General features: G+C 65.8%; 26 protein-coding genes. 13 read left to right on the top strand and 13 right to left on the bottom strand.

What is annotated here, in order from left to right:
- The first annotated feature begins 120 nt into the window (after window positions 1-120).
- On the top strand, window positions 121-474 hold the full coding sequence (locus tag ACZ1A1_RS07315) for a DMT family protein (protein ID WP_415215648.1): 354 nt from the start codon (window positions 121-123) through the stop codon (window positions 472-474).
- Between the two features lie 4 nt (window positions 475-478).
- On the opposite strand, the gene ACZ1A1_RS07310 is transcribed toward ACZ1A1_RS07315, so the two are convergent.
- Both ACZ1A1_RS07310 and ACZ1A1_RS07305 read right to left on the bottom strand, forming a co-directional pair.
- The gene (locus ACZ1A1_RS07310; RefSeq protein ID WP_313192926.1) at window positions 479-1069 is read right to left on the bottom strand and encodes a hypothetical protein; all 591 of its coding nucleotides are present in this window, start codon (window positions 1067-1069) and stop codon (window positions 479-481) included.
- Window positions 1070-1084: 15 nt separating this feature from the next.
- The gene (locus ACZ1A1_RS07305) at window positions 1085-1471 is read right to left on the bottom strand and encodes an acyl-CoA thioesterase (RefSeq protein WP_119256151.1); all 387 of its coding nucleotides are present in this window, start codon (window positions 1469-1471) and stop codon (window positions 1085-1087) included.
- A gap of 189 nt (window positions 1472-1660) precedes the next feature.
- On the opposite strand from ACZ1A1_RS07305, the gene ACZ1A1_RS07300 reads away from it, so the two are divergent.
- The 6 genes from ACZ1A1_RS07300 (at window position 1661) to ACZ1A1_RS07275 (ending at window position 8308) form a co-directional block, all read left to right on the top strand.
- Entirely contained in the window at window positions 1661-3481 is a 1821-nt protein-coding gene (locus tag ACZ1A1_RS07300; RefSeq protein WP_463619351.1) for a methyl-accepting chemotaxis protein, read from the top strand.
- Between the two features lie 255 nt (window positions 3482-3736).
- Window positions 3737-4897: an extensin-like domain-containing protein gene (locus ACZ1A1_RS07295; RefSeq protein ID WP_463619540.1), complete on the top strand. Its 1161-nt coding sequence runs from the start codon at window positions 3737-3739 to the stop codon at window positions 4895-4897.
- A complete protein-coding gene (locus ACZ1A1_RS07290) occupies window positions 4894-5679 on the top strand; it encodes an aminoglycoside adenylyltransferase domain-containing protein (RefSeq protein WP_463619539.1) in 786 nt (261 codons plus the stop codon). The genes ACZ1A1_RS07295 and ACZ1A1_RS07290 overlap by 4 nt, the downstream gene beginning before the upstream one ends.
- Before the next feature lie 416 nt (window positions 5680-6095).
- Complete coding sequence (locus ACZ1A1_RS07285) at window positions 6096-7022, top strand: ABC transporter ATP-binding protein (protein ID WP_454633432.1); 927 nt, start codon at window positions 6096-6098, stop codon at window positions 7020-7022.
- Complete coding sequence (locus ACZ1A1_RS07280; protein ID WP_313192930.1) at window positions 7019-7780, top strand: ABC transporter permease; 762 nt, start codon at window positions 7019-7021, stop codon at window positions 7778-7780. The genes ACZ1A1_RS07285 and ACZ1A1_RS07280 overlap by 4 nt, the downstream gene beginning before the upstream one ends.
- 141 nt (window positions 7781-7921) lie before the next feature.
- On the top strand, window positions 7922-8308 hold the full coding sequence (locus tag ACZ1A1_RS07275; RefSeq protein ID WP_463619350.1) for a VOC family protein: 387 nt from the start codon (window positions 7922-7924) through the stop codon (window positions 8306-8308).
- Between the two features lie 43 nt (window positions 8309-8351).
- Here ACZ1A1_RS07275 and ACZ1A1_RS07270 read toward each other — a convergent pair whose 3' ends face one another.
- The 3 genes from ACZ1A1_RS07270 to ACZ1A1_RS07260 are packed head-to-tail and all read right to left on the bottom strand — an operon-like array spanning window position 8352 to window position 10127.
- The gene (locus tag ACZ1A1_RS07270) at window positions 8352-9050 is read right to left on the bottom strand and encodes a retropepsin-like aspartic protease family protein (protein ID WP_463619349.1); all 699 of its coding nucleotides are present in this window, start codon (window positions 9048-9050) and stop codon (window positions 8352-8354) included.
- Window positions 9047-9244, bottom strand: a complete 198-nt coding sequence (locus tag ACZ1A1_RS07265; protein ID WP_463619348.1) for a DUF1289 domain-containing protein — start codon at window positions 9242-9244, stop codon at window positions 9047-9049. The genes ACZ1A1_RS07270 and ACZ1A1_RS07265 overlap by 4 nt, the downstream gene beginning before the upstream one ends.
- Window positions 9245-9293: 49 nt before the next feature.
- Window positions 9294-10127, bottom strand: coding sequence for an adenosylcobinamide-GDP ribazoletransferase (locus tag ACZ1A1_RS07260; RefSeq protein ID WP_463619347.1), 834 nt, complete (start codon window positions 10125-10127; stop codon window positions 9294-9296).
- A 261-nt stretch (window positions 10128-10388) separates the two neighbouring features.
- Here ACZ1A1_RS07260 and cobT point away from each other — a divergent pair, with 261 nt between their 5' ends.
- Together cobT and ACZ1A1_RS07250 are read left to right on the top strand one after the other, a co-directional pair.
- Window positions 10389-11405, top strand: a complete 1017-nt coding sequence (gene cobT, locus ACZ1A1_RS07255) for a nicotinate-nucleotide--dimethylbenzimidazole phosphoribosyltransferase (protein ID WP_463619346.1) — start codon at window positions 10389-10391, stop codon at window positions 11403-11405.
- Between the two features lie 96 nt (window positions 11406-11501).
- A complete protein-coding gene (locus ACZ1A1_RS07250) occupies window positions 11502-11879 on the top strand; it encodes a diacylglycerol kinase (protein WP_463619345.1) in 378 nt (125 codons plus the stop codon).
- A 14-nt stretch (window positions 11880-11893) separates the two neighbouring features.
- On the opposite strand, the gene ACZ1A1_RS07245 is transcribed toward ACZ1A1_RS07250, so the two are convergent.
- A complete protein-coding gene (locus tag ACZ1A1_RS07245; RefSeq protein WP_313192937.1) occupies window positions 11894-13429 on the bottom strand; it encodes a sensor histidine kinase in 1536 nt (511 codons plus the stop codon).
- A gap of 166 nt (window positions 13430-13595) precedes the next feature.
- Here ACZ1A1_RS07245 and ACZ1A1_RS07240 point away from each other — a divergent pair, with 166 nt between their 5' ends.
- From ACZ1A1_RS07240 to ACZ1A1_RS07230, 3 genes are all read left to right on the top strand, one after another.
- A complete protein-coding gene (locus ACZ1A1_RS07240) occupies window positions 13596-14165 on the top strand; it encodes a thermonuclease family protein (RefSeq protein ID WP_463619344.1) in 570 nt (189 codons plus the stop codon).
- Window positions 14165-14803, top strand: coding sequence for a uracil-DNA glycosylase family protein (locus ACZ1A1_RS07235; RefSeq protein ID WP_463619343.1), 639 nt, complete (start codon window positions 14165-14167; stop codon window positions 14801-14803). The genes ACZ1A1_RS07240 and ACZ1A1_RS07235 overlap by 1 nt, the downstream gene beginning before the upstream one ends.
- A gap of 67 nt (window positions 14804-14870) precedes the next feature.
- Window positions 14871-15359, top strand: a complete 489-nt coding sequence (locus ACZ1A1_RS07230; RefSeq protein ID WP_160784461.1) for an Lrp/AsnC family transcriptional regulator — start codon at window positions 14871-14873, stop codon at window positions 15357-15359.
- A gap of 7 nt (window positions 15360-15366) precedes the next feature.
- Here the strand turns inward: ACZ1A1_RS07230 and ACZ1A1_RS07225 are convergent, their stop codons facing one another.
- From ACZ1A1_RS07225 to ACZ1A1_RS07215, 3 genes are all read right to left on the bottom strand, one after another.
- Entirely contained in the window at window positions 15367-15735 is a 369-nt protein-coding gene (locus ACZ1A1_RS07225; protein ID WP_463619342.1) for a hypothetical protein, read from the bottom strand.
- Between the two features lies 1 nt (window position 15736).
- Window positions 15737-16609, bottom strand: a complete 873-nt coding sequence (locus ACZ1A1_RS07220) for an NAD(P)-dependent oxidoreductase (RefSeq protein WP_415213982.1) — start codon at window positions 16607-16609, stop codon at window positions 15737-15739.
- A gap of 125 nt (window positions 16610-16734) precedes the next feature.
- Window positions 16735-17550 carry a methyltransferase gene (locus tag ACZ1A1_RS07215; RefSeq protein ID WP_463619341.1) on the bottom strand — a complete coding sequence of 272 codons (816 nt, stop codon included), beginning with the start codon at window positions 17548-17550 and terminating at the stop codon, window positions 16735-16737.
- Between the two features lie 127 nt (window positions 17551-17677).
- Between ACZ1A1_RS07215 and ACZ1A1_RS07210 the strand changes: the two genes are divergently transcribed.
- Window positions 17678-18406, top strand: a complete 729-nt coding sequence (locus ACZ1A1_RS07210) for a DUF2270 domain-containing protein (protein ID WP_313192943.1) — start codon at window positions 17678-17680, stop codon at window positions 18404-18406.
- 12 nt (window positions 18407-18418) lie between these two features.
- Here the strand turns inward: ACZ1A1_RS07210 and ACZ1A1_RS07205 are convergent, their stop codons facing one another.
- From ACZ1A1_RS07205 to ACZ1A1_RS07190, 4 genes are all read right to left on the bottom strand, one after another.
- On the bottom strand, window positions 18419-18685 hold the full coding sequence (locus ACZ1A1_RS07205; protein WP_463619340.1) for an usg protein: 267 nt from the start codon (window positions 18683-18685) through the stop codon (window positions 18419-18421).
- Window positions 18686-18830: 145 nt separating this feature from the next.
- Window positions 18831-19661, bottom strand: coding sequence for an ABC transporter permease (locus tag ACZ1A1_RS07200; protein WP_313192945.1), 831 nt, complete (start codon window positions 19659-19661; stop codon window positions 18831-18833).
- Complete coding sequence (locus ACZ1A1_RS07195; RefSeq protein ID WP_313192946.1) at window positions 19658-20461, bottom strand: ABC transporter permease; 804 nt, start codon at window positions 20459-20461, stop codon at window positions 19658-19660. The genes ACZ1A1_RS07200 and ACZ1A1_RS07195 overlap by 4 nt, the downstream gene beginning before the upstream one ends.
- A gap of 201 nt (window positions 20462-20662) precedes the next feature.
- The gene (locus ACZ1A1_RS07190; protein ID WP_313192947.1) at window positions 20663-21445 is read right to left on the bottom strand and encodes an ABC transporter substrate-binding protein; all 783 of its coding nucleotides are present in this window, start codon (window positions 21443-21445) and stop codon (window positions 20663-20665) included.
- Window positions 21446-21582 lie beyond the last annotated feature (137 nt).

The raw sequence follows: 21582 nt of genomic DNA, 5'->3' as shown, positions 1-21582 counted from the left end.
TGGGGCGGGGGGCATAAGATAGTCTTAACGGGGGATCGCGAGAATCCATGAGGCCCGGCTTGACGTGGCCGGCGGCTGGGCTATGCCAATGGCATATTCCCTCCCTTTCAGGATTCGCCGATGCCCTTCAGCCTCAACCCCGCGGCCGTGTGGCCCATCGTCATGCTCTGCCTTTCCAACGTCTTCATGACCTTCGCCTGGTATGGGCACCTCAAGTTCAAGTCGGCGCCGCTCTTCGTCGCGGTGCTGGCGAGCTGGGGCATCGCCTTCTTCGAATATTGCCTCGCCGTGCCGGCCAACCGCATCGGCCACGAGGTCTATTCGGCCGCGCAGTTGAAGACGATCCAGGAAGTGATCACGCTCCTGGTCTTCGCCGGCTTCTCGGTGTTCTGGCTGAAGGAGAGCCTGACCTGGAACCACGCCGTCGGCTTCATGCTGATCGCCGCCGGCGCCGCCTTCGTCTTCAAGGGCTGAGCGCTTACTCCAGCATGTCGAAGGCGCGGAAGATCCAGCTGAGCTGGTAGAGGATGCCGAGGCTGACGAAGGCGGTGTGGTAGCGGCGGCTCGCCGTCCATGCCGCCAGAAGGCACAGCACGATGAAGACGGCGTTGCGCACCGGATATTCGTAGCCGAAGGAGCCGAAATAGGCCTTTCCCTTCAGCGCCGTGTCCAGCAGATCCACCGCGAAGACCAGCGCGAAGGCGCCGAAGAACCATTTGCGCCGCGAGTAGAAATAGTCCTCGTAACCCGCATAGTCGTCGAGCGTGGTCGGGAACAGGAAGACGGCGAGCAGGAAGAACAGGCAGCAATAGCTGATCAGGAAGAGATAGACGCCGAAGCCGATGGTCGCCAGCGCCTGCAGGCGGAACTCCCACCACCAGAAATGCAGCAGGAACAGCAGCAGGAAGCCCGCCCAGGCCAGATGGACCGGATAGGCTTTCACCTTGCCGGGATGCTGGACGAAGAGCGCGACGCCGGTGAGGATGCGCGCCACGCTGAGGCTGACCACCATGCCGATGACGACCCGAACATGGCCGAAGAGCGCGGGATCGTGCTGGACATGCTCCATGGCGCCCTCCGGCGGCTATTCGACGGGAACGGGGGTCGGGTGGCCCTGCTGGTCGAGCGCCACCATGACGAAGGTGGCGCCCGTCACCTTTTCCAGCGTCGTGGTGAGATAGCGCTGCGCCCAGGCTTCCACCGCCAGCGTGATCGAGGTGCGGCCGACGCGGGCGATGTCTGTATAGATGCTGAGCGTGTCGCCGATCTTCACCGGCAGCTCGAAGGCCATTTCCTTGACGGCGGCGGTGACGACGCGGCCGCGCGCCCGCTCGGCGGCGCGGATGCCCGAGGCAAGGTCCATCTGCGCCATGACCCAGCCGCCGAAGATGTCGCCTGCGGCATTGGCATCGCCCGGCATGGCGAGCGTGCGAAGGGTGAGCTGTCCGTTCGGCATTTTCGTATCGGTCATGCGGGGCCTCTCCAACTTTCCTTCTGGTCTAGCCGAATGCGGGCCATGGAGAAAGGGGGAGGGGCGGGAGCATTTTCGAGTATTTTCAACCTCTAAAAATTGACGATTGCAATTTTAGATCATTTTAAAGGGTTTCCCGCAGCTTCGTCTGCAAGGCGCATTGCGCCTGCCGAAGTCGAGGAGAGCCCGGTGAAGAACTACAGAATATCCACGCGCCTGTCGTTGCTTGTGGGCCTTGCCCTGACCATCTTCGCCGCCGCACTCGTCTACAGCCTCTACCATTACCAGGAGGCGATGGTCGCCGAGCGCAAGTCGAAGCTCGCGGCGATGGACGAGAGCATGCTGACGCTCTTCAAGCATTACCACGAGCTGGAGGTTGCCGGCACGTTGACGCGCGAGGAGGCGCAGACGCGGGCGAAGGACGCCGTGCGGGCGCTGCGCTACGAGGACAGCGGCTATTTCTGGATCAACGACATGAACGCCGTGATCGTCATGCATCCGATCAAGCCGGCGCTCGACGGCACCGACCAGTCCGGCATGGCCGATCCGACGGGCAAGCACATCTTCACCGAATTCGTGAAGGCCGTGAAGGCGAGCCCGACGGGGCAGGATTTCGTCGATTACTACTGGCCGAAGCCCGGCTTCGAGGAGCCGGTGCTGAAATATTCGCATGTCGCGGGCTTCGCGCCCTGGGGCTGGATCGTCGGCACCGGCGTCTATGCGGACGATCTGGCCGCGCTGTTCCGCGGCAACGCCATCGGCACGGTGGCGATCCTCGCCGGCGGCGGCCTTGTCATCATCCTTGCCGCCTATGCCATCGTGAAGAGCGTGACCGGGCCCATCGTGCGCCTCAAGGCGACCATGCAGGCCATCGCCGAGGAGGACGTTTCCGGCGCGGTGCCGGAGACCGATCGCAAGGACGAGATCGGCGAGATGGCGAAGGTGGTCTCGATCCTGCGCCAGTCGGTCGCCGAGCGGGCGGAGCTGCGCGTCCGCGAGGGCGAGCAGCAGGCCCGCCTCGATGCCGAGCGCTCGGAAGGCGAGCGCCGCCAGCGCGCCGTCAGCCAGAGCCAGTCGGATGCCATGCAGACCGTCGGCGAGGCGCTGGAGCGGCTGGCGGGCGGCGACCTGACGGTCTCGATCGGCGCGATCGCGCCGGAATATGCCAAGCTGCGCGACGACTTCAACCGCGCGGTGGATGCGCTTTCCGGCGTCGTCCATGCCATCGCCCGCTCCACCGACATCGTGCACGGCAGCGCATCGGGCATCGCCGAGGCAGCCAACAACCTTTCGCATCGCACCGAGCAGCAGGCCGCTTCGCTCGAGGAGACCGCCGCCGCGCTCGACGAGATCACCGCGACCGTGCGCAACGCCTCCGACCGTGCGGCGGAGGCAAGCCGCATGGTGGCCGAGACCAAGCAGTCGGCCGGCCGTTCTGGCGCCATCGTGCGCGACGCCGTCACGGCCATGAGCCGCATCGAGGATGCCTCCAACCGCATCGGTCAGATCATCGGCGTGATCGACGAGATCGCCTTCCAGACGAACCTCCTCGCGCTCAATGCCGGCGTCGAGGCGGCGCGGGCGGGCGAGGCGGGGCGGGGCTTTGCGGTCGTGGCGCAGGAGGTGCGCGAACTTGCCCAGCGTTCGGCCAATGCCGCCAAGGAGATCAAGGGGCTGATCGGCAATTCGGCCGCCGAAGTCGGCAACGGCGTGGCGCTGGTGCGCTCGACGGGCGATGCGCTCACCGAGATCGAAACCCTCGTCAACCGGGTGAACGACCAGGTGACCTCTATCGCCACCTCCGCCCGCGAGCAGGCGACGGGCCTTGCCGAGGTGAACACGGCGGTCAACCAGATGGACCAGATGACGCAGCAGAACGCCGCCATGGTCGAGGAGACCAATGCCGCCGGCCAGACGCTGACCCGAGAAAGCGAGCAGTTGAAGGCGCTGCTCGGAAACTTCCGGCTGGACACGGCCGGAGCGGCGGACCACCGCCGCCGCGCGGCATAATCAGAAGACCATCTCCGGAATACCTTGCCCCGGCGCCCCCGCGCCGGGGTTTTTCGTTTCCGCCGGGAACGCTTCGTTTACCCTGTTGCGACAAAATCCCAAGGGAAAGCAGGCATGTCGGCCTGCCGTCCGGTTTTCAGGCCCGTCTCGTCCGAATGCGGACAAAAGCGGCCTGCACCATCGCCGGACAGGACTGTGTGCAACCGAGACTCCGCAGCGGGCGGAGGCGGGCGCCGGGCGGATGTGACCATGGGTATTGCGTTTGTTTCTCGTCTTAGAAGGCCGCTCGGGCTTCTGCTGATCCCGGCGATGCTGGCCGCCTGTTCCGGCGGCATGGCGCCGCCCGACGATATCGATGGCGCGGGCGTCAGCGCGCTCACGCCGGCCATCGACATGGGCGATACGGGCGGCGAGCCCGTCGAGACCGCGATGGCCGTGCCGGCGCGGCAGAAGAAGCACCTGCCGATGATCGACAGCGACGAGGCGATGGGCGTCACGCAGCCGGTGCAGGCCTCTTCCGGCGTGCTCACCGTTCCCGAGGGTGGCGTCAACATGGACGAGGGGCTCGGCGTCGGGCGCGTCGAGGGGCTGGCCGAGGCGCAGGCGAACGAGATCGCCGAGGGTAATGCCAGCCAGGTCGTCGTCGACGGCATCGGCACGGATGTGCCGCGGCAGGTCGGCGAGCCGGCGTCGATCCCGATGTCGGACGGGGGCGCGGAACTCGGCGGCGATGGCGACGGATATCTTCGCGTGCCGGACAAGGCGGCGACGCGCCGGCGGCAGGCGAGCGAGGGCGAGCAGGTCGCCTTCCTGCCGCGGATGAGCAATCCGATGCAGATGCCCGAAGCGATGGGCGGCATGCCGGCCTCCGAACGGGCCTGCCGGCAGCGGCTGCAGAAGCTCGGCGTGAAATTCCGCGACGTGCCGCGCATTTCCCGCGGCCGTTCCTGCGGCATCGAGTGGCCGGTGGAGCTTTCCGGCCTTTCCGGCGGCATCCAGATCAAGCCGGCGGCGCAGGTGAACTGCCAGATCACCGAGGCCTTCGCGCGCTGGGTGAAGCAGGAGCTCGTGCCCTCGACGCGCATGCGCTACCTTTCCGGCGTCTCGGCCATCCACCAGATGTCGTCCTATTCCTGCCGCACCATGAATTCGCAGCGCGGCGCGGCGATGTCGGAACATGCCAAGGGCAACGCCATCGACGTCGGCAAAATCGTGCTGACCTCCGGCAAGGCCATCGCCATCGAGAAGAAGGGCTTCTTCGCCTTCCGCGAGAAGGGGCTTCTGAAATCGGTGCGCGGCGACAGCTGCAAGTATTTCTCGACCGTGCTCGGCCCCGGCAGCGACCGCTTCCACAAGGACCATTTCCACTTCGACCTGCGCGCGCGCAAATCCGGCTACCGGCATTGCAGCCTGTGAGCGTGACGGCGGACGAGCTGAAACAGGCGAGCGCGGCGTGCGACGTGTTGCGCGGCGTGCTCGGCGACGCCCTCTTGGCCGTCTACCTCCATGGTTCAGCGGTTTCCGGCGGATTGCGGCCGCAAAGCGATGTCGATCTGATCGCCGTCATCGAGCGGCGCATGGCAGATGGGGAGCGGCGGGCGCTTCTTGCGGCGCTGCTTGCCCTGTCGGGTCCGCATCCGGCCCCGCCGGGCGGACCCCGATGCCTTGAGGTGATGATTTTCGTGAAGGCGGATCTCGCAAGTCCGGCCTTTCCGGCGCGGGTCGAATTCCTTTACGGCGAATGGCTGCGCGATGCATTCGAGACCGGGGTTCTTCCCGGACCGTCATACGATGCGGAGAATACGCTGGTGCTGGCGCAGGCGCGCCGGGAGGCGATGACGCTCCTCGGGCCGGATGCGCGGACGCATCTGCCGGAAATCCCGGCGAAACATGTGCGCCGGGCGATGCGTGAGGCGCTCCCCGCGCTTCTGGCGAGCCTTGAGGGCGATGAACGCAATGTGCTGCTGACCCTTGCCCGGATGTGGCGGACCGCAGTCCTTGGCGATTTCGTCGCCAAGGACGTGGCAGCCGCCTGGGCCGCGCCGCTGATGGCCGCGGGCGAAGCTGAGACGCTGCTCCTTGCGCGGGACGGCTATACCGGCAAGGCGAAGGACGTCTGGCTGGACCGGCGAGAGGCTGCCCGTCGCGCGGCGGATGCCATGTCCATGGAGGTATCCGCGCTGCTGGAGCCGGATTGAAGGCAAAAAAAGACCGGCGGGGCGCCGGTCGAAAGGGGTTGGCAGGCGCGGAGGGCGGCTGCCTGGAACTGTCACATTCCACCATCCGCGCCGGGGGCGTCCGGCGAGGATGCATGCGGGCTTCCGCAAGGAAGCGGGCGGATGGGGCCGCCGGAAGCTCCCGCAGGGTATGGGAGCAAGGCCACTGCGCAAGCAGGGGAGCGATGGGGTGAGCGGGGGTGCAAACCGTTCCCTTCGGCCTCGACGCGACCTTCCCCGAAATCGGTCACGGTTTGATGACAGGCGCGGCCTCGTCGCATGAAGATTTTGCGAAGGCCGGGCCGGGCGAATTTTTTCCGCGGCACGGGTGAAAATTGACGAAGGACACGCCATATAGGGTGTCCTTCCGCATGATTTTCCTCTTTCCGGACCCTCCCATGGCGCCCATCGTTTCCATTCGCAACCTCACCAAGAGCTATGCCTCTGGGTTCCAGGCGCTGAAGGGCGTCGATCTCGACATCGAGGAGGGCGAGATCCTCGCGCTGCTCGGGCCGAACGGCGCCGGCAAGACGACGATGATCTCGATCATCTGCGGCATCGTCACGCCGAGCGGCGGCAGCGTGACCGTCGCGGGCCACGACATCCTGCGCGACTATCGCGAGACACGCTCGATCATCGGCCTCGTGCCGCAGGAGCTGACGCTCGACGCCTTCGAGACGGTGTGGAACACGGTGGCCTTCTCGCGCGGCCTGCATGGCCGCAAGCCGGATCCGGCGCTGATCGAGCGCATCCTGAAGGACCTTTCGCTCTTCGACAAGAAGGACACGATGCTGCGCCACCTTTCAGGCGGCATGCGGCGGCGCGTGCTGATCGCCAAGGCGCTCTCCTACGAGCCGAAGGTGCTGTTCCTCGACGAGCCGACGGCGGGCGTGGACGTGTCGCTGCGCAAGGACATGTGGCAGCTCGTCGAGCGCCTGCGCGCCGCCGGCGTCACGATCATCCTGACGACGCACTATATCGAGGAGGCGGAGGAGATCGCCGACCGCATCGGCGTCATCAACCACGGACGGATCCTGCTGGTGGAGGACAAGAAGGCGCTGATGGCCAAGCTCGGGCGCAAGCAGATGACCGTCGAGCTTGCCGAGCCGATCCCCGCAATCCCCGACGCGCTGTCGGCCTACGGGCTGACGCTCGCGGGCGAGGGCGCGCGCCTCGTCTACGAATTCGATTCCACCGGCGAGCGCACCGGCATCTCCTCGCTGATCACCGCCCTCTCGCAATGCGGCCTGCGGGTGAAGGACATTTCCACCGAGCAGAGCTCGCTGGAGGACATTTTCGTGGAACTGGTGGGAGCCGGCGCATGAACTTCGAAGCCATCAGGTCCATCTACGCATTCGAGATGGCGCGCACGCGCCGCACGCTGCTACAGAGCGTCGTGTCGCCGGTCATCACCACCTCGCTCTATTTCATCGTCTTCGGCGCGGCCATCGGCTCGCGCATGCAGGAGGTGGGGGGCGTCTCCTACGGCGCCTTCATCGCGCCCGGCCTCATCATGCTGACGCTGCTCAACCAGTGTATCGGCAACGGCTCCTTCGGCATCTACTTCCCGAAATTCACCGGCACGATCTACGAGATCCTGTCTTCGCCGATCTCGATGATCGAGATCGTCATCGGCTATGTCGGGGCGGCGGCGACCAAGGGGCTGATCGTCGGCACGATCATCCTCATAACAGCCTCGCTCTTCGTCGACATATCGATCAAGCATCCCTTCATGATGGTGCTGTTCTTCGTGCTGACGGCGGTGAGCTTCTCGCTGTTCGGCTTCATGATCGGCATATGGGCGAAGGACTTCGAGCAGCTCAACCTCTTCCCGATGCTGATCGTCCCGCCGCTCGTCTTCCTCGGCGGAAGCTTCTACTCCATCGAGATGCTGCCGCCCTTCTGGCAGACCGTCAGCCACTTCAATCCGGTGCTCTATCTCGTCTCGGGCTTCCGCTGGAGCTTCTACGAGATCGCCGACGTCAATCCTGTCGTCAGCCTCGTGATCGTGCTCGGCTTCCTCGTCGCGTGCCTGTCGATCACGGCCTGGATCTTCAAGACCGGATACAAGCTGAAGAACTGAGGCTGCCCCATTTCCTTGCGGTCCCGGCCGCGCTAGTCTCGACATCGTGGGCACCGTCCTGCTGACCCAAACATCAACGCGCGCACCTTCCGCCGGCACCGTCCGGCACGGTGTCGCGCCGTTGCAAACGGAGGTTCTGCGATGAACGACATCGCCGATCACGGTGTCCGGTTCGGACGGATTGCGGCCATGCTGCCGGTCAGGGACATGGGCAAGGCTCATGACTTCTACACGCGCGTTCTCGGTTTCACGAAAGTCTTCGAGAACGGAAATCCCGTCGGCTTCATGATCCTGAAGCGCGATGCGGGGGAGTTGCACCTCACCCTGCAGCCCTCGCACGAGGCGGCGAATTTCAACGTCGTCCATCTGATGGTGGACGATGCCGACGCGCTGCATGCCCTGTGCCAGCGCCATGGCCTGAGGATCATCAAGCGCCTCCAGGACAAGGACTACGGCCTCAGGGCTTTCGTGTTCGAGGACCCGGACGGCAACCGCATCGATGTGGGGCAGCCGATCCGAGGCGAATGAACGGGGTGGCATGGTCCGCCCCGTTTTCGCCTGTCGCGAAACGTCAGTCCTTCAGCCGCAGCTCGTCGCGGGTGATCTCGATGGAGCCGAGGGTTTCCAGGAAGCTCATGCCGAGAAGGCTCTGGTCGAGCCGGCCCTGTTCGGTGACCATGCCGCGGATCGTGCCGCGCAGGATGGGGCCGATGGCGATCTGGCGCAGCGTCACGGGCGCGGCGAGCGCCCGGCCGTTGGCGGTGGAGACGTCGATGGAGAAGACGAGGTTGTCCGGGTTGATGCCGAGGCGCATGGCGTCCTCGTAGGAGAGCACCACCGAGCTTGCGCCGGTGTCGACCAGCATGCGCATGGGGATGCCGTCGATGCTCACATCCGCCTCGAAATGGCCGGAGACGCCCTTGTGGATGACGAGGATCTGCTCGCCCTCGGCATTCGTCGTCACCACGGCGCGGCCGGGGATGAGGCCGGCGGTCAGCCGGTTGCCGACCTCCTGCAGGTCGAAGCGGTAGAGATAGCCCGTCGCCAGCGCCATGATGATCACCAGCCAGATCGCCGCCTGCCGCAGGCTTTCGCCCCATTGCCGGCGGCCGGCCAGAATGCCGGCGGCGAGCATGGTGCCGATGGCGGAGAGCGAGACGAGCCGGCCGAAATCGTCGTTGGCAAGGCCGAGCGTGCGCCCGCCGTCATGGTTGAGGATGAGAAGCGCAAGGCCGCCGGCGAGGATGGCGAGAAGGATATAGAGCCTCATGCGGTGCGCTCCGCCGCCATCGGGGCCTGCCGGGGCATCGCGGCGAGCCGGGCCGGCAGCGTCGCCATCAGCATGCTGCGCTCGTCGGAGGTGTAGCGCGTCCAGGCGCCGATCTCGTCGCGCGTGCGCCCGCAGCCGAGGCAATAGCCGGTCACCGTATCGATCGAACAGACGAGGATGCAGGGCGATTCCATCGCGGCTCCGGGCTTCGTTGCGTTTCGGGTCCGGTTCTATATCGGCGGCTCAGAGCGCCAAGGCAAGGGCGAAGAGCACTGACATTTCCGCGAGCTGCTGGGTCGCGCCGATCGTGTCGCCGGTGTGTCCGCCGATCTTGCGGCCGGCGATACGGTTGAAGACCAGCACGGCGGCGACGGCGGCGGCGAGCGCGAGGAGCAGCGCGAGGACCGTGCCGTGCGGCAGGAGGAGGAGCGCGGCGATCGCGATGCCGCTTGCCAGCGCGAAGGTGGTGGCGCTGCCGTTCGGCTCGCCGACGGAGGCGGCGACGCCGTCGCGGCGGGCGGGTGGCAGCAGCGACCAGTGCCAGACCATCGCGGTGCGGCTGGCGGCGGCGACCGCAAGCAGCGCCATGCCGAGGCCGGAGGGCGTGAGCACCGTCGCAAGCGCGGCGATGGCGGCGGCGCGCAGGCCGAAGGAGAGGATCAGCGCCACGGCGCCGTAGGAGCCCACGCGGCTGTCCTTCATGATCGCCAGCGCGCTGTCGCGGTCCCGCCCGCCGCCGATGCCGTCGGCGCTGTCGGAGAGCCCGTCCTCATGCAGCGCGCCGGTGACGAGCACCTGCAATGCGAGGGCGGCGAAGGCCAGCAGCGCGGGCGGGGCATGGATGGCCGAGAGCACGGCGGCGAGCGCCGCCGCCGGCAGGGCGATCAGCACGCCGGCCAGCGGGAAGGCGCGCACGGCCCGCGACAGGCGACCGTCATGGCCTGTGAAATGGCGCTGCGGTACCGGCACGCGCGAGAGGAAGGCGACCGAGCGTGCCGTGTCGTCGATGAAGTCGCGGATGGCCAAGGCGAGTGCTCCTTCCTGGGAGCGACGGCGAAGCCGGCGATTGCCCCTCATCCCCCTGCCGGGACCTTCTCCCCGCAGGCGGGGAAAAGGGGGCAGAACGGCGCGCCCATCGTTCCTCACCCCGTTTGCGGGGAGAGGATGCCGGCAGGCAGGTGAGGGGCCTTTCGCGCGGCTGCATCTTCGCATCCGGTTGCCCTGTGACGAAAGGGCGGCGCAGACCGCCGCAATTGCGGTTGTCGGATTCGCGCCCTCGCTCTATTAGGAGACACCAAACACCCGCCTTTGAAAGCCTGAAGCGAGGAATTCCCCAAGATGAGTGCCAGCGGCCTGCCGTTCGATGATTTTCGTGAATTGCTGCGTAACCTGCCCGGCCCGGATTCGGCGGCGCTGGTCGCCGCGCGCGAACGCGATTCGCAGCTCACGAAACCGCCGGGCGCGCTCGGCCGGCTTGAGGAGATCGCCTTCTGGCTCGCCGCCTGGACCGGCCGTCCGCCGGCCGTCACGCGTCCGCTCGTCGCCATCTTCGCCGGTAACCACGGCGTCACCAAACAGGGCATCACGCCCTATCCGTCCACCGTCACGGCGCAGATGGTGGAGAACTTCGCGGCCGGCGGCGCGGCGATCAACCAGATCTGCGTGACGCACGATCTCGGCCTGAAGGTCTTCGACCTCGCGCTCGATTATCCGACCGCCGACATCACCGAGGAAGCCGCGCTTTCCGAGCGCGACTGCGCCGCCACCATGGCCTTCGGCATGGAGGCCGTTGCCGGCGGCACGGACCTCCTGTGCATCGGCGAGATGGGCATCGGCAACACGACGATCGCGGCGGCCATCAACCTCGCGCTCTACGGCGGCACGGCGGAGGAATGGGTCGGCCCCGGCACGGGTTCGGAGGGCGAGCTGCTCCAGCGCAAGATCATGGCGGTGAAGAGGGCGGTGGAGCTTCACCGCGCGCATCTTTCCGATCCGCTCGAAGTGCTGCGCCGCCTCGGCGGCCGCGAGATCGCGGCGATGGCCGGCGCCATCCTCGCCGCGCGCATGCAGAAGATCCCCGTCATCATCGACGGCTATGTCGCGACGGCGGCGGGCGCGATCCTGCGCGCCGCCAACCCCTCGGCGCTCGACCATTGCCTGATCGGCCACGTCTCGGGCGAGCCGGGGCACATGAAGGCCATCGAGAAGCTCGGCAAGACGCCGCTGCTGGCGCTCGGCATGCGGCTCGGCGAGGGCACCGGCGCGGCGCTCGCCGCCGGCATCGTCAAGGCGGCCGCCGCCTGCCATTCCGGCATGGCGACCTTCGTTCAGGCGGGCGTCAGCAACCGTTCGTAGCGCATCGCCGGCAAAAAGCCCCAATGGCGTGAATTGAGAGCCCTGCATGCCCGTCCCAAGGGCATGCTGCAGGCACGGTGAGAGCGGGATATCGAAATGGGTCAGGCACCAATCGAGAAGAAGACGGGCATCAGCCACCTGTTCGCGGCGGCGAGCTATTCGGCGGCCGGCGCGCGCCGCCTGCTCGGCGAATCGGCCTTCCGGCACGAGCTGATCGCCTTCGTCGTCGCCATGGCAATCTTCGCCTTCGTCGGCGCGTCGTTCTTCCAGTATGTGGCGATGGCGATCCTCTTCCTGCTGATGGTCGCCTTCGAGGCGCTCAACACCGCCATCGAGGAGATCGTCGACCGGGTGTCGCCGGAGATTTCCGAGATGGGCAAGCATTCGAAGGATCTCGGCTCCTTCGCCGTCTTCTGCCTGATCGTCGCCAATGCCGGCTATGCCGGATATGTGGTGGTTTCCAGGTTTATCTGAACGCGGCGGACGCCTCAGGCGAAGCTCTTCCTGCGCGGGGTAACGGGCTGGGTCTCGCTGACGGCGGGCAGGCTCTGGAGGACGCGCTTGGCGGGCAGGATGGCGATGGCCTCCGTTCCCTCGCGCAGTTTGGATTTCAGGATGAATTCGCCATTGTGCTTGGCGAGGATCGCCTGGACGATGGGCAGGCCGAGGCCGGTGCCCTGTTCGGCGCTCTTGATGGCGATGGAGCCCTGGCCGAAGGCGGAGAGGACCACGGGGATCTCGTCTTCCGGGATGCCGGGGCCGTTGTCCCTGATGGAGACATACTGGCCGCCGCCGGCCGTCCAGCCGGCCTTGACGACGACTTCGCCGCCCTGCGGCGTGAACTTCACGGCATTCGACAGGAGGTTCAGGATGACCTGGCGCAGCGCCTTCTCGTCTGCCCAGACCGCCGGCATGCCGCTCTCGACCTGCTCGGTGATGGTGATGTTCTTGGCGCGGGCGCGCAGCTGCACCATGCCGATGCAGTCCTCGGCGATATCGACGAGTGCCACCGAATCCTCAGCGAGGTCGTACTTGCCTGCCTCGATGCGCGAGAGGTCGAGGATCTCGTTGATGAGGTTGAGCAGGTGCTGGCCGGAGCGGTGGATGTCGGACGTGTATTCCTTGTAGACCGGGTTGTTGAGCGGCCCGAGCACTTCCGTCGACATGACCTCGGAGAAGCCGAGGATGGCGTTGAGCGGGGTGCGCAGCTCGTGCGACATGGAGGCGAGGAAGCGGGATTTCGCAAGGTTCGCCTCCTCGGCGCGGCGGCGCGCCTCGTCGGACATGGACTTGGCGACCTCCAGCTCGGCGATGAGGTCGTCCTTCTCCGATTGCGAGGAGAGGAGCTGCGCGCTGGTGTGGCGCAGGCGGTGCGTCATGAAGACGAGGAAGGCGAGGGCGGCGGCGACGATGGCCGTCATGCCAACGGTCGAGGGATCGGGGCGCAGCAGCGAGGAGGCCGACAGCGCGATGACCGTGGGCATGAAGGCGCACAGGATCGCATGGCGCAGCATGAGCGTGCTCATGGCCGTGACCGCGAGCGCCACCAGCAGCGAGGAGCCCTTGTAGAAATCGAAGGCGACGCCGGAGCAGCGTCCGCAGGTCTGCAGCGCGAAGGTCGCCCAGGCAAGGCCCATGAGGACCTGCGCGAGAAGGAAGCGGCGCTGCCAGCGGCGCACGTTCTCGCCGGTGATGTCGTGCCTGCGCGCGCGGCGCGCGACGAGCATGCCGATGGCGTGGACGCTGAGCGCCAGGACGGCCCAGGCGAGAAGGCCGATCTCCTGCGTGAGGTAGATGCCGCCGGCCGCGATCAGCACCACGACGACCGGGATGGCGAGCGCGCCCTGCACGGTCGCGCTGATGTGGAGCTGCATCATCTCGCGGTCGAAGCCCGGCGAATTGCCCGTTGCCGTCTGCAACCGCTCGCGAGTCGCGCGGACAGCCCGCGAGACAGCCTTGTTACGATGGCTGCGCGACTTGTCGACGATGATCTTGTCGGTCGAGGTACTGACGCCGGTACTCATCACGGTTGCAACTGTTGCGGACAGCATTGAATTCTAGGGTGGAATCCTTAAGAAGATGCTGCCGCGCATAAACCATTTGCGAACCATTCCGGCATTTTCCGTGACATGCGTTCGGCCATGTTCCGGCATAGGACCGATGTCGGGAATCAGGATAGGAATACGGTCCATGGGACTTTCCAGGCGGGGACGCGATGTCGGCGTGGCGGTTGCGTTTCTGGCGCTGACGGCGCTGATCGTCTTGCGGGTCGGCGGCGAGAGCGGCGGCACTATCACCGGCACGGCGCGGGCGGCGGACGGCGACACGCTGACGCTGGAGGGCCACCGCATCCGCCTCCTCGGCTTCGATGCGCCGGAGCTCATGCAGATGTGCCGGAGGGACGGCGCGGAATGGCGCTGCGGCGTCGCCGCGCGCTCGCGCATGGCGGAGATGCTGCGCGCCGGGCCGATCACCTGCCGCACGCAGGCCACGGACAAGTACGAGCGATGGCTGGCGCGTTGCACCGGCGCCGATGGCGCCGATCTCGGCGAGCGCATGGTGCGGGAGGGGCTTGCCGTCGCCTATGGCGATTACGAGGGCGAGGAGCGGCTCGCCAAGGCCGAGCGCAAGGGGCTCTGGGGCTCGCAGTTCGATATTCCGCAGGAGTGGCGGCGGATGAACGGCCGGCCGCAGGAGGGACGGCATATGGCCGAACCCGGCCTGTTCGGCGATATTCTGGAAGCATTGGGACTGAACTGATGGACGCAGACGGACGGGAACGCGATCTGGCGGCGCTTGCCGCCGCCATTGCGGCCTGTCGGCTCTGTCGCGACGCGCCCGCGAAGGCCGACAATCCGCTGCCGCACGAGCCGCGGCCGGTCGCGGTGCTTTCCGAAAGCGCCCGCATCCTGATCGCCGGGCAGGCGCCGGGGCTGCGGGTGCACGAAAGCGGCCTGCCGTTCAACGACGCATCCGGCGACCGGCTGCGTGCCTGGATGGACGTCACCCGCGAGGACTTCTACGATCCGCGTAAATTCGCCATCGTGCCGATGGGCTTCTGCTTTCCCGGCTACGACGCCCATGGCAGCGACCTGCCGCCGCGGCGGGAATGCGCGCCGCTGTGGCGCTCGCGCGCGATGGCGGCCATGCCGCAGGTCGAGCTGGTGCTGGCGATCGGCCAATATGCGCAGTCCTGGCATCTCGGCGCGGCGAAGGCCGCCAGCATGACGGAGACGGTGCGCGACTGGCGCCGGCATCTCCACCGCAACACGGGGCCGGCCGTGCTGCCGCTGCCGCATCCGAGCTGGCGCAACACGGCCTGGCTCAAGCGCAATCCCTGGTTCGAGGAAGAGGTGCTGCCCGAGCTGCGAAAGCGTGTGAAAACGCTGGCAGGGTGAAATGTAATTCTTCCCATCCGGCCTGATTTGGGTGTATGAGGGAATTAATTTTCATAAGGGGGACACAATGGACCGTCTGGACCGCAAGATCCTGCGTCTGCTACAGGAAGATTCCACGCTCGCAGTGGCGGACCTCGCCAAGAAGGTGGGCCTTTCCACCACGCCCTGCTGGCGGCGCATCCAGAAGATGGAAGAGGACGGCGTGATCCGCAAGCGCGTCGCGCTGCTCGATCCCGTCAAGATCAACACCAAGGTCACCGTCTTCGTCTCGATCCGCACCAATTCGCATTCGACGGAATGGCTGAAGCGCTTCTCCGAGGTGATCGTCGAGTTCCCGGAAGTCGTCGAGTTCTATCGCATGAGCGGCGAGGTAGATTACCTGCTGCGCGTCGTCGTGCCCGATATCGCGGCCTATGACGCCTTCTACAAGCGCATGATCGCCCGCATCGAGATTCGCGACGTCTCCTCCGCCTTCGCCATGGAGCAGATCAAGTACACGACCGAGCTTCCGCTCGACTACATGGTCGTGGACAACCAGAAGAGCGGCGAGGAATAGACGCCGCTCACATATCCGGTCGCCTGAACGTGATGAGAAGCGTCTTCCACGTCGCATAGGGCGCAAGCTCGGCCAATCCCCTGAAAGGCGCGCAGCGGACGACGGCGCGCACCGCGCTTGCGGCAAAAGCCTTCGTCGCCGGATCGCCGGCGACGGGGCCGTCGATTGTCGGAGATCCGTCGAGTTCTCCGGATTCGGTCAGCGAGACCTTCACGCGCACCATCTCGATATTGGCGGGCGTATCTGTCGGGACCGCCCAGCACCGGGCGATCTGCTGGTGCAGCGTCGTGGCGAGCGCCAGCGTGGCGTCCTCGGCCCTCGCCGGTGCGGCGAGGGCGAAGGTGGCCAGCGTGAGGAGGATCGCGCGCCGCGACATCCTATTTCCTTTCGAGCCGCGCCAGCAGGGAGGACGTGTCCCAGCGGTTGCCGCCCATGTCCTGCACGTCGCCGTAGAACTGGTCGACGAGGGCGGTGACGGGCAGCTTGGCGCCGTTGCGGCGGGCTTCGGACAATACGATGTCGAGGTCCTTGCGCATCCAGTCGATGGCGAAGCCGAAGTCGTATTTGCCGGCATTCATCGTCTTGTGGCGGTTCTCCATCTGCCAGGAGCCGGCGGCGCCCTTGGAGATCACCTCCACGACCTTCTCGATGTCGAGGCCGGCCTTCTTGCCGAAATGGATGCCCTCGGCGAGGCCCTGCACGAGGCCGGCGATGCAGATCTGGTTGACCATCTTGGTGAGCTGGCCGGCGCCGGCCGGGCCCATCAGGCCAACCATGCGGGCATAGGCGTCGATGACGGGCCTGGCCTTCTCGAAGGTCGCCTCGTCGCCGCCGCACATAACGGTGAGGACGCCGTTTTCCGCGCCGGCCTGGCCGCCGGAGACAGGGGCGTCGATGAAGCCGCAGCCCTTTTCCTTCGCGGCGGCGTCGAGCTCGCGGGCGACCTCGGCGGAGGCGGTGGTGTTGTCGATGAGGATCGCGCCCGGCTTCATGCCTTCGAGGACGCCGTCCTTGCCGATCGTGACCGAGCGCAGGTCGTCGTCGTTGCCGACGCAGGTGAAGACGAAATCGGCGTCCTTCGCCGCTTCCGCCGGCGTGCGGAACGCCTTGCCGCCGAACTCGGCCGCCCATTTCTCCGCCTTGGCGAAGGTGCGGTTGTAGACCGCCACCTCATGGCCTCCCTTGACCTTCAGATGGCCTGCCATGGGATAGCCCATGACGCCGAGACCGATGAATGCAACCTTTGCCATGTCGTAACCTCCTGCAATTGCTGGCAGGTGGTGTAGCGGATGATCGATTTCGGCGAAAGTGTTTCTCGCAAAAGGTGATGGTGGCGGTCTCGACCCGAGGATCCGCCATCCGCGAAACCCCGCGGTCAGCCGCGATGTTTCGCCAGCACCAGATGGCCGGCAATGGGCTCGCCTTCCTCCAGGCGCACGGTGATATCCGTGATCTCGATGAGGTCGAAGCCGGTTTCGTCGAGGCGCTGGCGGACATAGCCGGCGGAATGGGCGAAGCGCTGGTGCGGGCCGACCATGAAGGGGCGACCGGCGAAGGTGTCGTCAGGCAGTGTCTCGGAGGAGAAGATGAAATGGCCGCCCGGCACGAGATTGTCGGCGGCGCCGAAGAACAGCGGCTCGAGCGCGCCGAGATAGGGCAGCACGTCCGTCGCGGTGATGAGGTCGAAGGGCTCGTCCTCGTTGTCGTCGAGGAAGTCAACGGCCTCGGCGACGTAGAGCGTCTCGTAGAGGTCCTTGTCGTGGGCGACCTCGACCATGTTCTCCGAGAGGTCGACGCCGGTGATGTCCTCGGCCATGTCGCGCAGTGCCCCGCCGGTGAGGCCCGTGCCGCAGCCGAGGTCCAGCACGCGCTTGAACGGCCCCAGGCCGAGCGCCTGGAAGCGCTGGCGCACGAGGAGCGGCACGCAATAGCCGAGCTGGTCGACGAGCACGTTGTCGAAGACCTCGGCATGCTGGTCGAAGAGCGTGGTGACATAGGCGTCGGGCGCCTTTTCGGGCGTGTCGCCGCGGCCCATCGAGGCAAGGCGCACGGCCGCTCCGCCATGGTCTTCCGGGTCGAGCGCCAGCACCTCGGCATAGGCCTTCGCGGCGGCGTCGAAATCGCCGGACTTCTCCAGCGAAAGGGCGCGGTTATAGGCTTCCGCGAGCGCGTCTTCGTCGATCTTCTTCATGCGGCGTCTCTTACGGTCCGGTGCGGGCTTTGGCAATGAAGGATGCACGTGCAAATAGGCATTTATCAATCACGGAAAGAGGCGCATGATCGCTCCCAAGACCAAAAAGACCATTGGGAGGAATGACATGCCCGCCGATATGCCCCTCACGTCGCTCTCCACCGATGCCAAGCGTTCCGCCAGTCCGGGCCTGCCGTCGACGCCGATGGAGACGATCAACACCATGGTGCACTACTACCGTGGCGAGCTCGGCCGCATGGCCGGCTGGCGCGACCGCATCGACCGCACCTCGAACTGGGCGATCACGGTGGTCGCCGCGCTGCTTTCGGTGTCGCTGTCGACGCCCAACGCGCATCACGGCGTGCTGCTCTTCGCCATGCTGCTGGTGACGCTGCTGCTCCTGATCGAGGCGCGGCGCTACCGGTTCTTCGACGTCTACCGGGCGCGGGTGCGCCAGCTCGAGCGGTTCTATTTCGCCGAAATCCTCAATCCGCGCGACCAGCTTGCCCTCGACTGGGCGGCGCCCATCGCAAAGAGCCTGCGCAAGCCGGAATTCCTGATCAGCTACCGGGATGCCGCCTGCCGCCGGCTGCGGCGCAACTATTGCTGGATGTATCTCATCCTGCTGCTCGCCTGGGCGCTGAAGATCTCGTCCTCGGCCCTGCAGCGGCCGGCGACGGCGGGCCGGGACATGTCGCTCGCGGTGGAGCATGTGGTGGGCAACGCGGCGCTCGGGCCGGTGCCCGGCGGCGTGGTGATCGCGCTGGTGCTGATCTTCTACGTCGCCATCGCCTATTTCTCGCTCAAGGTGGACATGTCCGACACGGAGCTGGCGCACGGCTCCGTGCATGTGTGAGCGGAGACCGTCTCAGTTGATGACGAATTCCCCCTTCAGCGCGCGCCATTCCGTCGCCGATATCAGGCGGCGGTGGACGTAGCGGACGGAGTGGATGGGACCGTCCAGCTTCTCCTGCCAGAATTTCAGGAAGCTCTTCATCTCCGGGAAATCCGGGGCGAGATCGTAGTGCTGCCAGATGTAGGTTTGCAGGAACTGCCGGTGGTCCGGCATGCGGTAGAGGATCTGGGCCGTGGTCATGCCGTAGCCCCTGAGCTGCAGTGCCATGTCGTCGGTCATAACGGACCTCATTGCTTGCGAATGATGGTCCTTGTGAGTATGCGCCGGCATGATTAACCGGAGCTTAAAATCTGCCTCGTATCGGGAAATATTTCCGTGAAAACAGGATGTTGGCAGCACTCGTCGCCAAGTGCTGCCAAAGGCTTCAGCGCTTGAGGTGGCGCGTCAGGCGGGCTTCCAGCCAGGCCCAGATATTGCGCAGCAGCTCCACGATGATGAGGTAGAGCACCGCCGCCCAGAGATAGGCCTGGTAGTCGAAGGTGCGCGAGAAGGCGCGGCGGGTCTCGCCCATCAGGTCGAAGACCGTGACGATGGCGACGATGGCCGAGCCCTTGATCATCAGGATGATCTCATTGCCGTAGGGGCGCAGCGCCACGATGAGCGCCTGCGGCAGGATGACCTTGAAGAAGGCGATCCTCTTGGGCAGGCCGAGGGCGGCGGCGCCCTCGTGCTGGCCGCGCGCCACGCTCTCGATCGCCCCGCGCAGGATCTCGGCCTGGTAGGCGGCGGTGTTGAGGGTGAAGGTCAGCAGCGCGCAGTTCCACGCGTCGCGGAAGAACCACCAGAGCCCCCAGGCCTTCAGCTCGGCCGAGAAGCTGCCGAGGCCATAATAGACGAGGAAGAGCTGCGTCAGCAGCGGCGTGCCGCGGAAGAAGTAGACATAGCCATAGGCAAGCCAGGACAGGACCTTGTTCTTCGACATGCGCGCGAAGGCGATGGGCAGCGAGAGGAGGCCCCCGAGCACGATGGAAAAGCCGACCAGCAGCAGCGTGACGCCGAGGCCGGAAAGGTAGTTCGGTCCGTATTTGGTGAATTTCTCCGGATCCCAGCCCTCGACCATCATCAGGAAGACGCCGATGGTGAGCGCCAGCCAGACGCCGAGGAAGATGTTGCCGAAGAAGCGGCCGGCGGTGAAGGGCCTGGCGGGCGCCGGGGGCGGGGCCTGCGGCGGCAGGAGCGTGGTGATGTGGCTCATCGCGCGGCCTCCGAACGCTTGGCCCAGCTCTCGATCGAGGAGAAGACCAGCGAGGAGAGGAAGGCGAGGATGAGGAAGAGCAGGCAGGCGATGGCGTAGAATTCGAAGGCCTGCTTGGTCACGCGCGCCGCAACGCCCGTCTGGCGCAGGATATCGGGAAGGCCGATGACCGAGACGAGGGCGGTGTCCTTGAGCAGCGCCATCCAGAGATTGCCGAGGCCGGGCAGGGCGACGCGGATGAGCTGCGGCAGGACGATGAGCTGCATGGTGCGGCCATGGTGCAGGCCGAGCGCGTAGCCCGCCTCGTACTGGCCGCGGGGGATGGCCTTGAAGGCCGACAGCAGCACTTCCGAGCAATAGGCGGAGAAGACGACGCCGAGCGCCACCATGCCGGCGACGAAGGCGTTGATCTCGACCGTGCCCCCGTAGCCGACGGCGGTCATGAAGTTCTGCACGAGGATCTGCAGGCCGTAATAGACGATGAACAGCGTCAGCAGTTCCGGCAGGCCGCGGAAGAGCGTGGTGTAGATGTTCGCCGCCAGCCGCAGCGACTTTTCTTCCGACTGCTTGGCGAGCGCGATGAAGAAGCCCATGACGAGGCCGACGGGCAGCGTGGCGACGGCGAGCGTGCCGGTGACGACGAAACCGAAGGCGACCTCGTCGCCCCATCCGGCGTCGCCGCATGCCAGAAGCGTATTGCCCGCAAACAGTTTGAAGATGCCGACCGGTCCGCAGAAGGGATCGATGATCCCGAAAAACGCGTATACCGCCTCGACAATGGCGGTGAAGAACCCGCTCATGCCAGAACCCCCGATGCGCTTTGCGCTTGTTGTTAAGGCGCTTTGCGCGCCCTTCTTTTGTTGTATCGACGCCGTTCCGCCAGCGAAACCGCGTCTATGTTCGACTTCTCAAACAAATGAGGCGGGAGAGCAAGCCCTCCCGCCACTGCATTCTGGTGATGGGGTCAGAAAAAACCCGCATGAAGAAAAAGATGTTGCCTATCAGTCGCCGTAGACGTCGAACGGGAAGTACTTGGCGTTGATTTCCTGGTACTTGCCGCTCTCGCGGATTGCGGCGATCGCCGCGGTGAACTTGTCGGCGAGCGGGTCGCCCTTGCGCACCGCGATGCCTGCGCCTTCGCCGTTGATGACCGGGTCGATCGGCAGGGTGCCGAGCAGCTTGCAGCAGGCGCCGTCATCCGTCTTCAGCCATTCGGAGAGCACCACCACGTCGTCGATGGCGGCATCGATGCGGCCGTTGGCGATGTCAAGCTTGTATTCGTCGGCGGTCGGGTAGAGCTTGACCTCGGCATCCTTCATATGCGCTTCGGCATAGTTGGCGTGGGTCGTGGAGCCCTGCGCGCCGAGCGTCTTGCCGGCCAGCCCCTCGGCGGTCGCTTCCTTGATCTCGGAATCCTTCGGCACGATGATGGCCGGCGGCGTGTTGTAGTACTTCTTGGAGAAGTCGACCTGCTTCTTGCGCTCCTCGGTGATCGACATGGAGGCGACGATGGCGTCGAACTTCTTGGCGATCAGGCCGGGAATGATGCCGTCCCAGTCCTGCGCGACGAAGGTGCAGTCGGCCTTCATCTCTTCGCAGAGTGCCTTGGCGATGTCGACGTCGAAGCCGGTCAGCGTGCCGTCGGATTCGAGATTGTTGAAGGGCGGGTAGGCGCCTTCCGTGGCGATCGTGATCTTCTCGCCGTCCGCCATCGCGGCGGACGAGGCGAACAGCGCGATGACCGCAGCCGAAGCCGCCAGCGTGAAACGTTTGGAAATACGCATTTTAGTCCTCTCAGTTGAAGGCGCTCGGCTTCTTCTTTTTGTCCGGGCCTTTAAGTCCAGCGGGCAGGGCTGCCCGCTTGGGCCGGATAATCGACCCGTTTTCGCCAAAAAATCAACTGGTTTTCCGCCGTCATTCC

This window comes from Shinella sp. R2-11, from assembly GCF_055330205.1.
The sequence above is the reverse complement of the archived record's forward strand: the minus strand, read 5'-3'. Positions and strand labels throughout refer to the sequence as shown.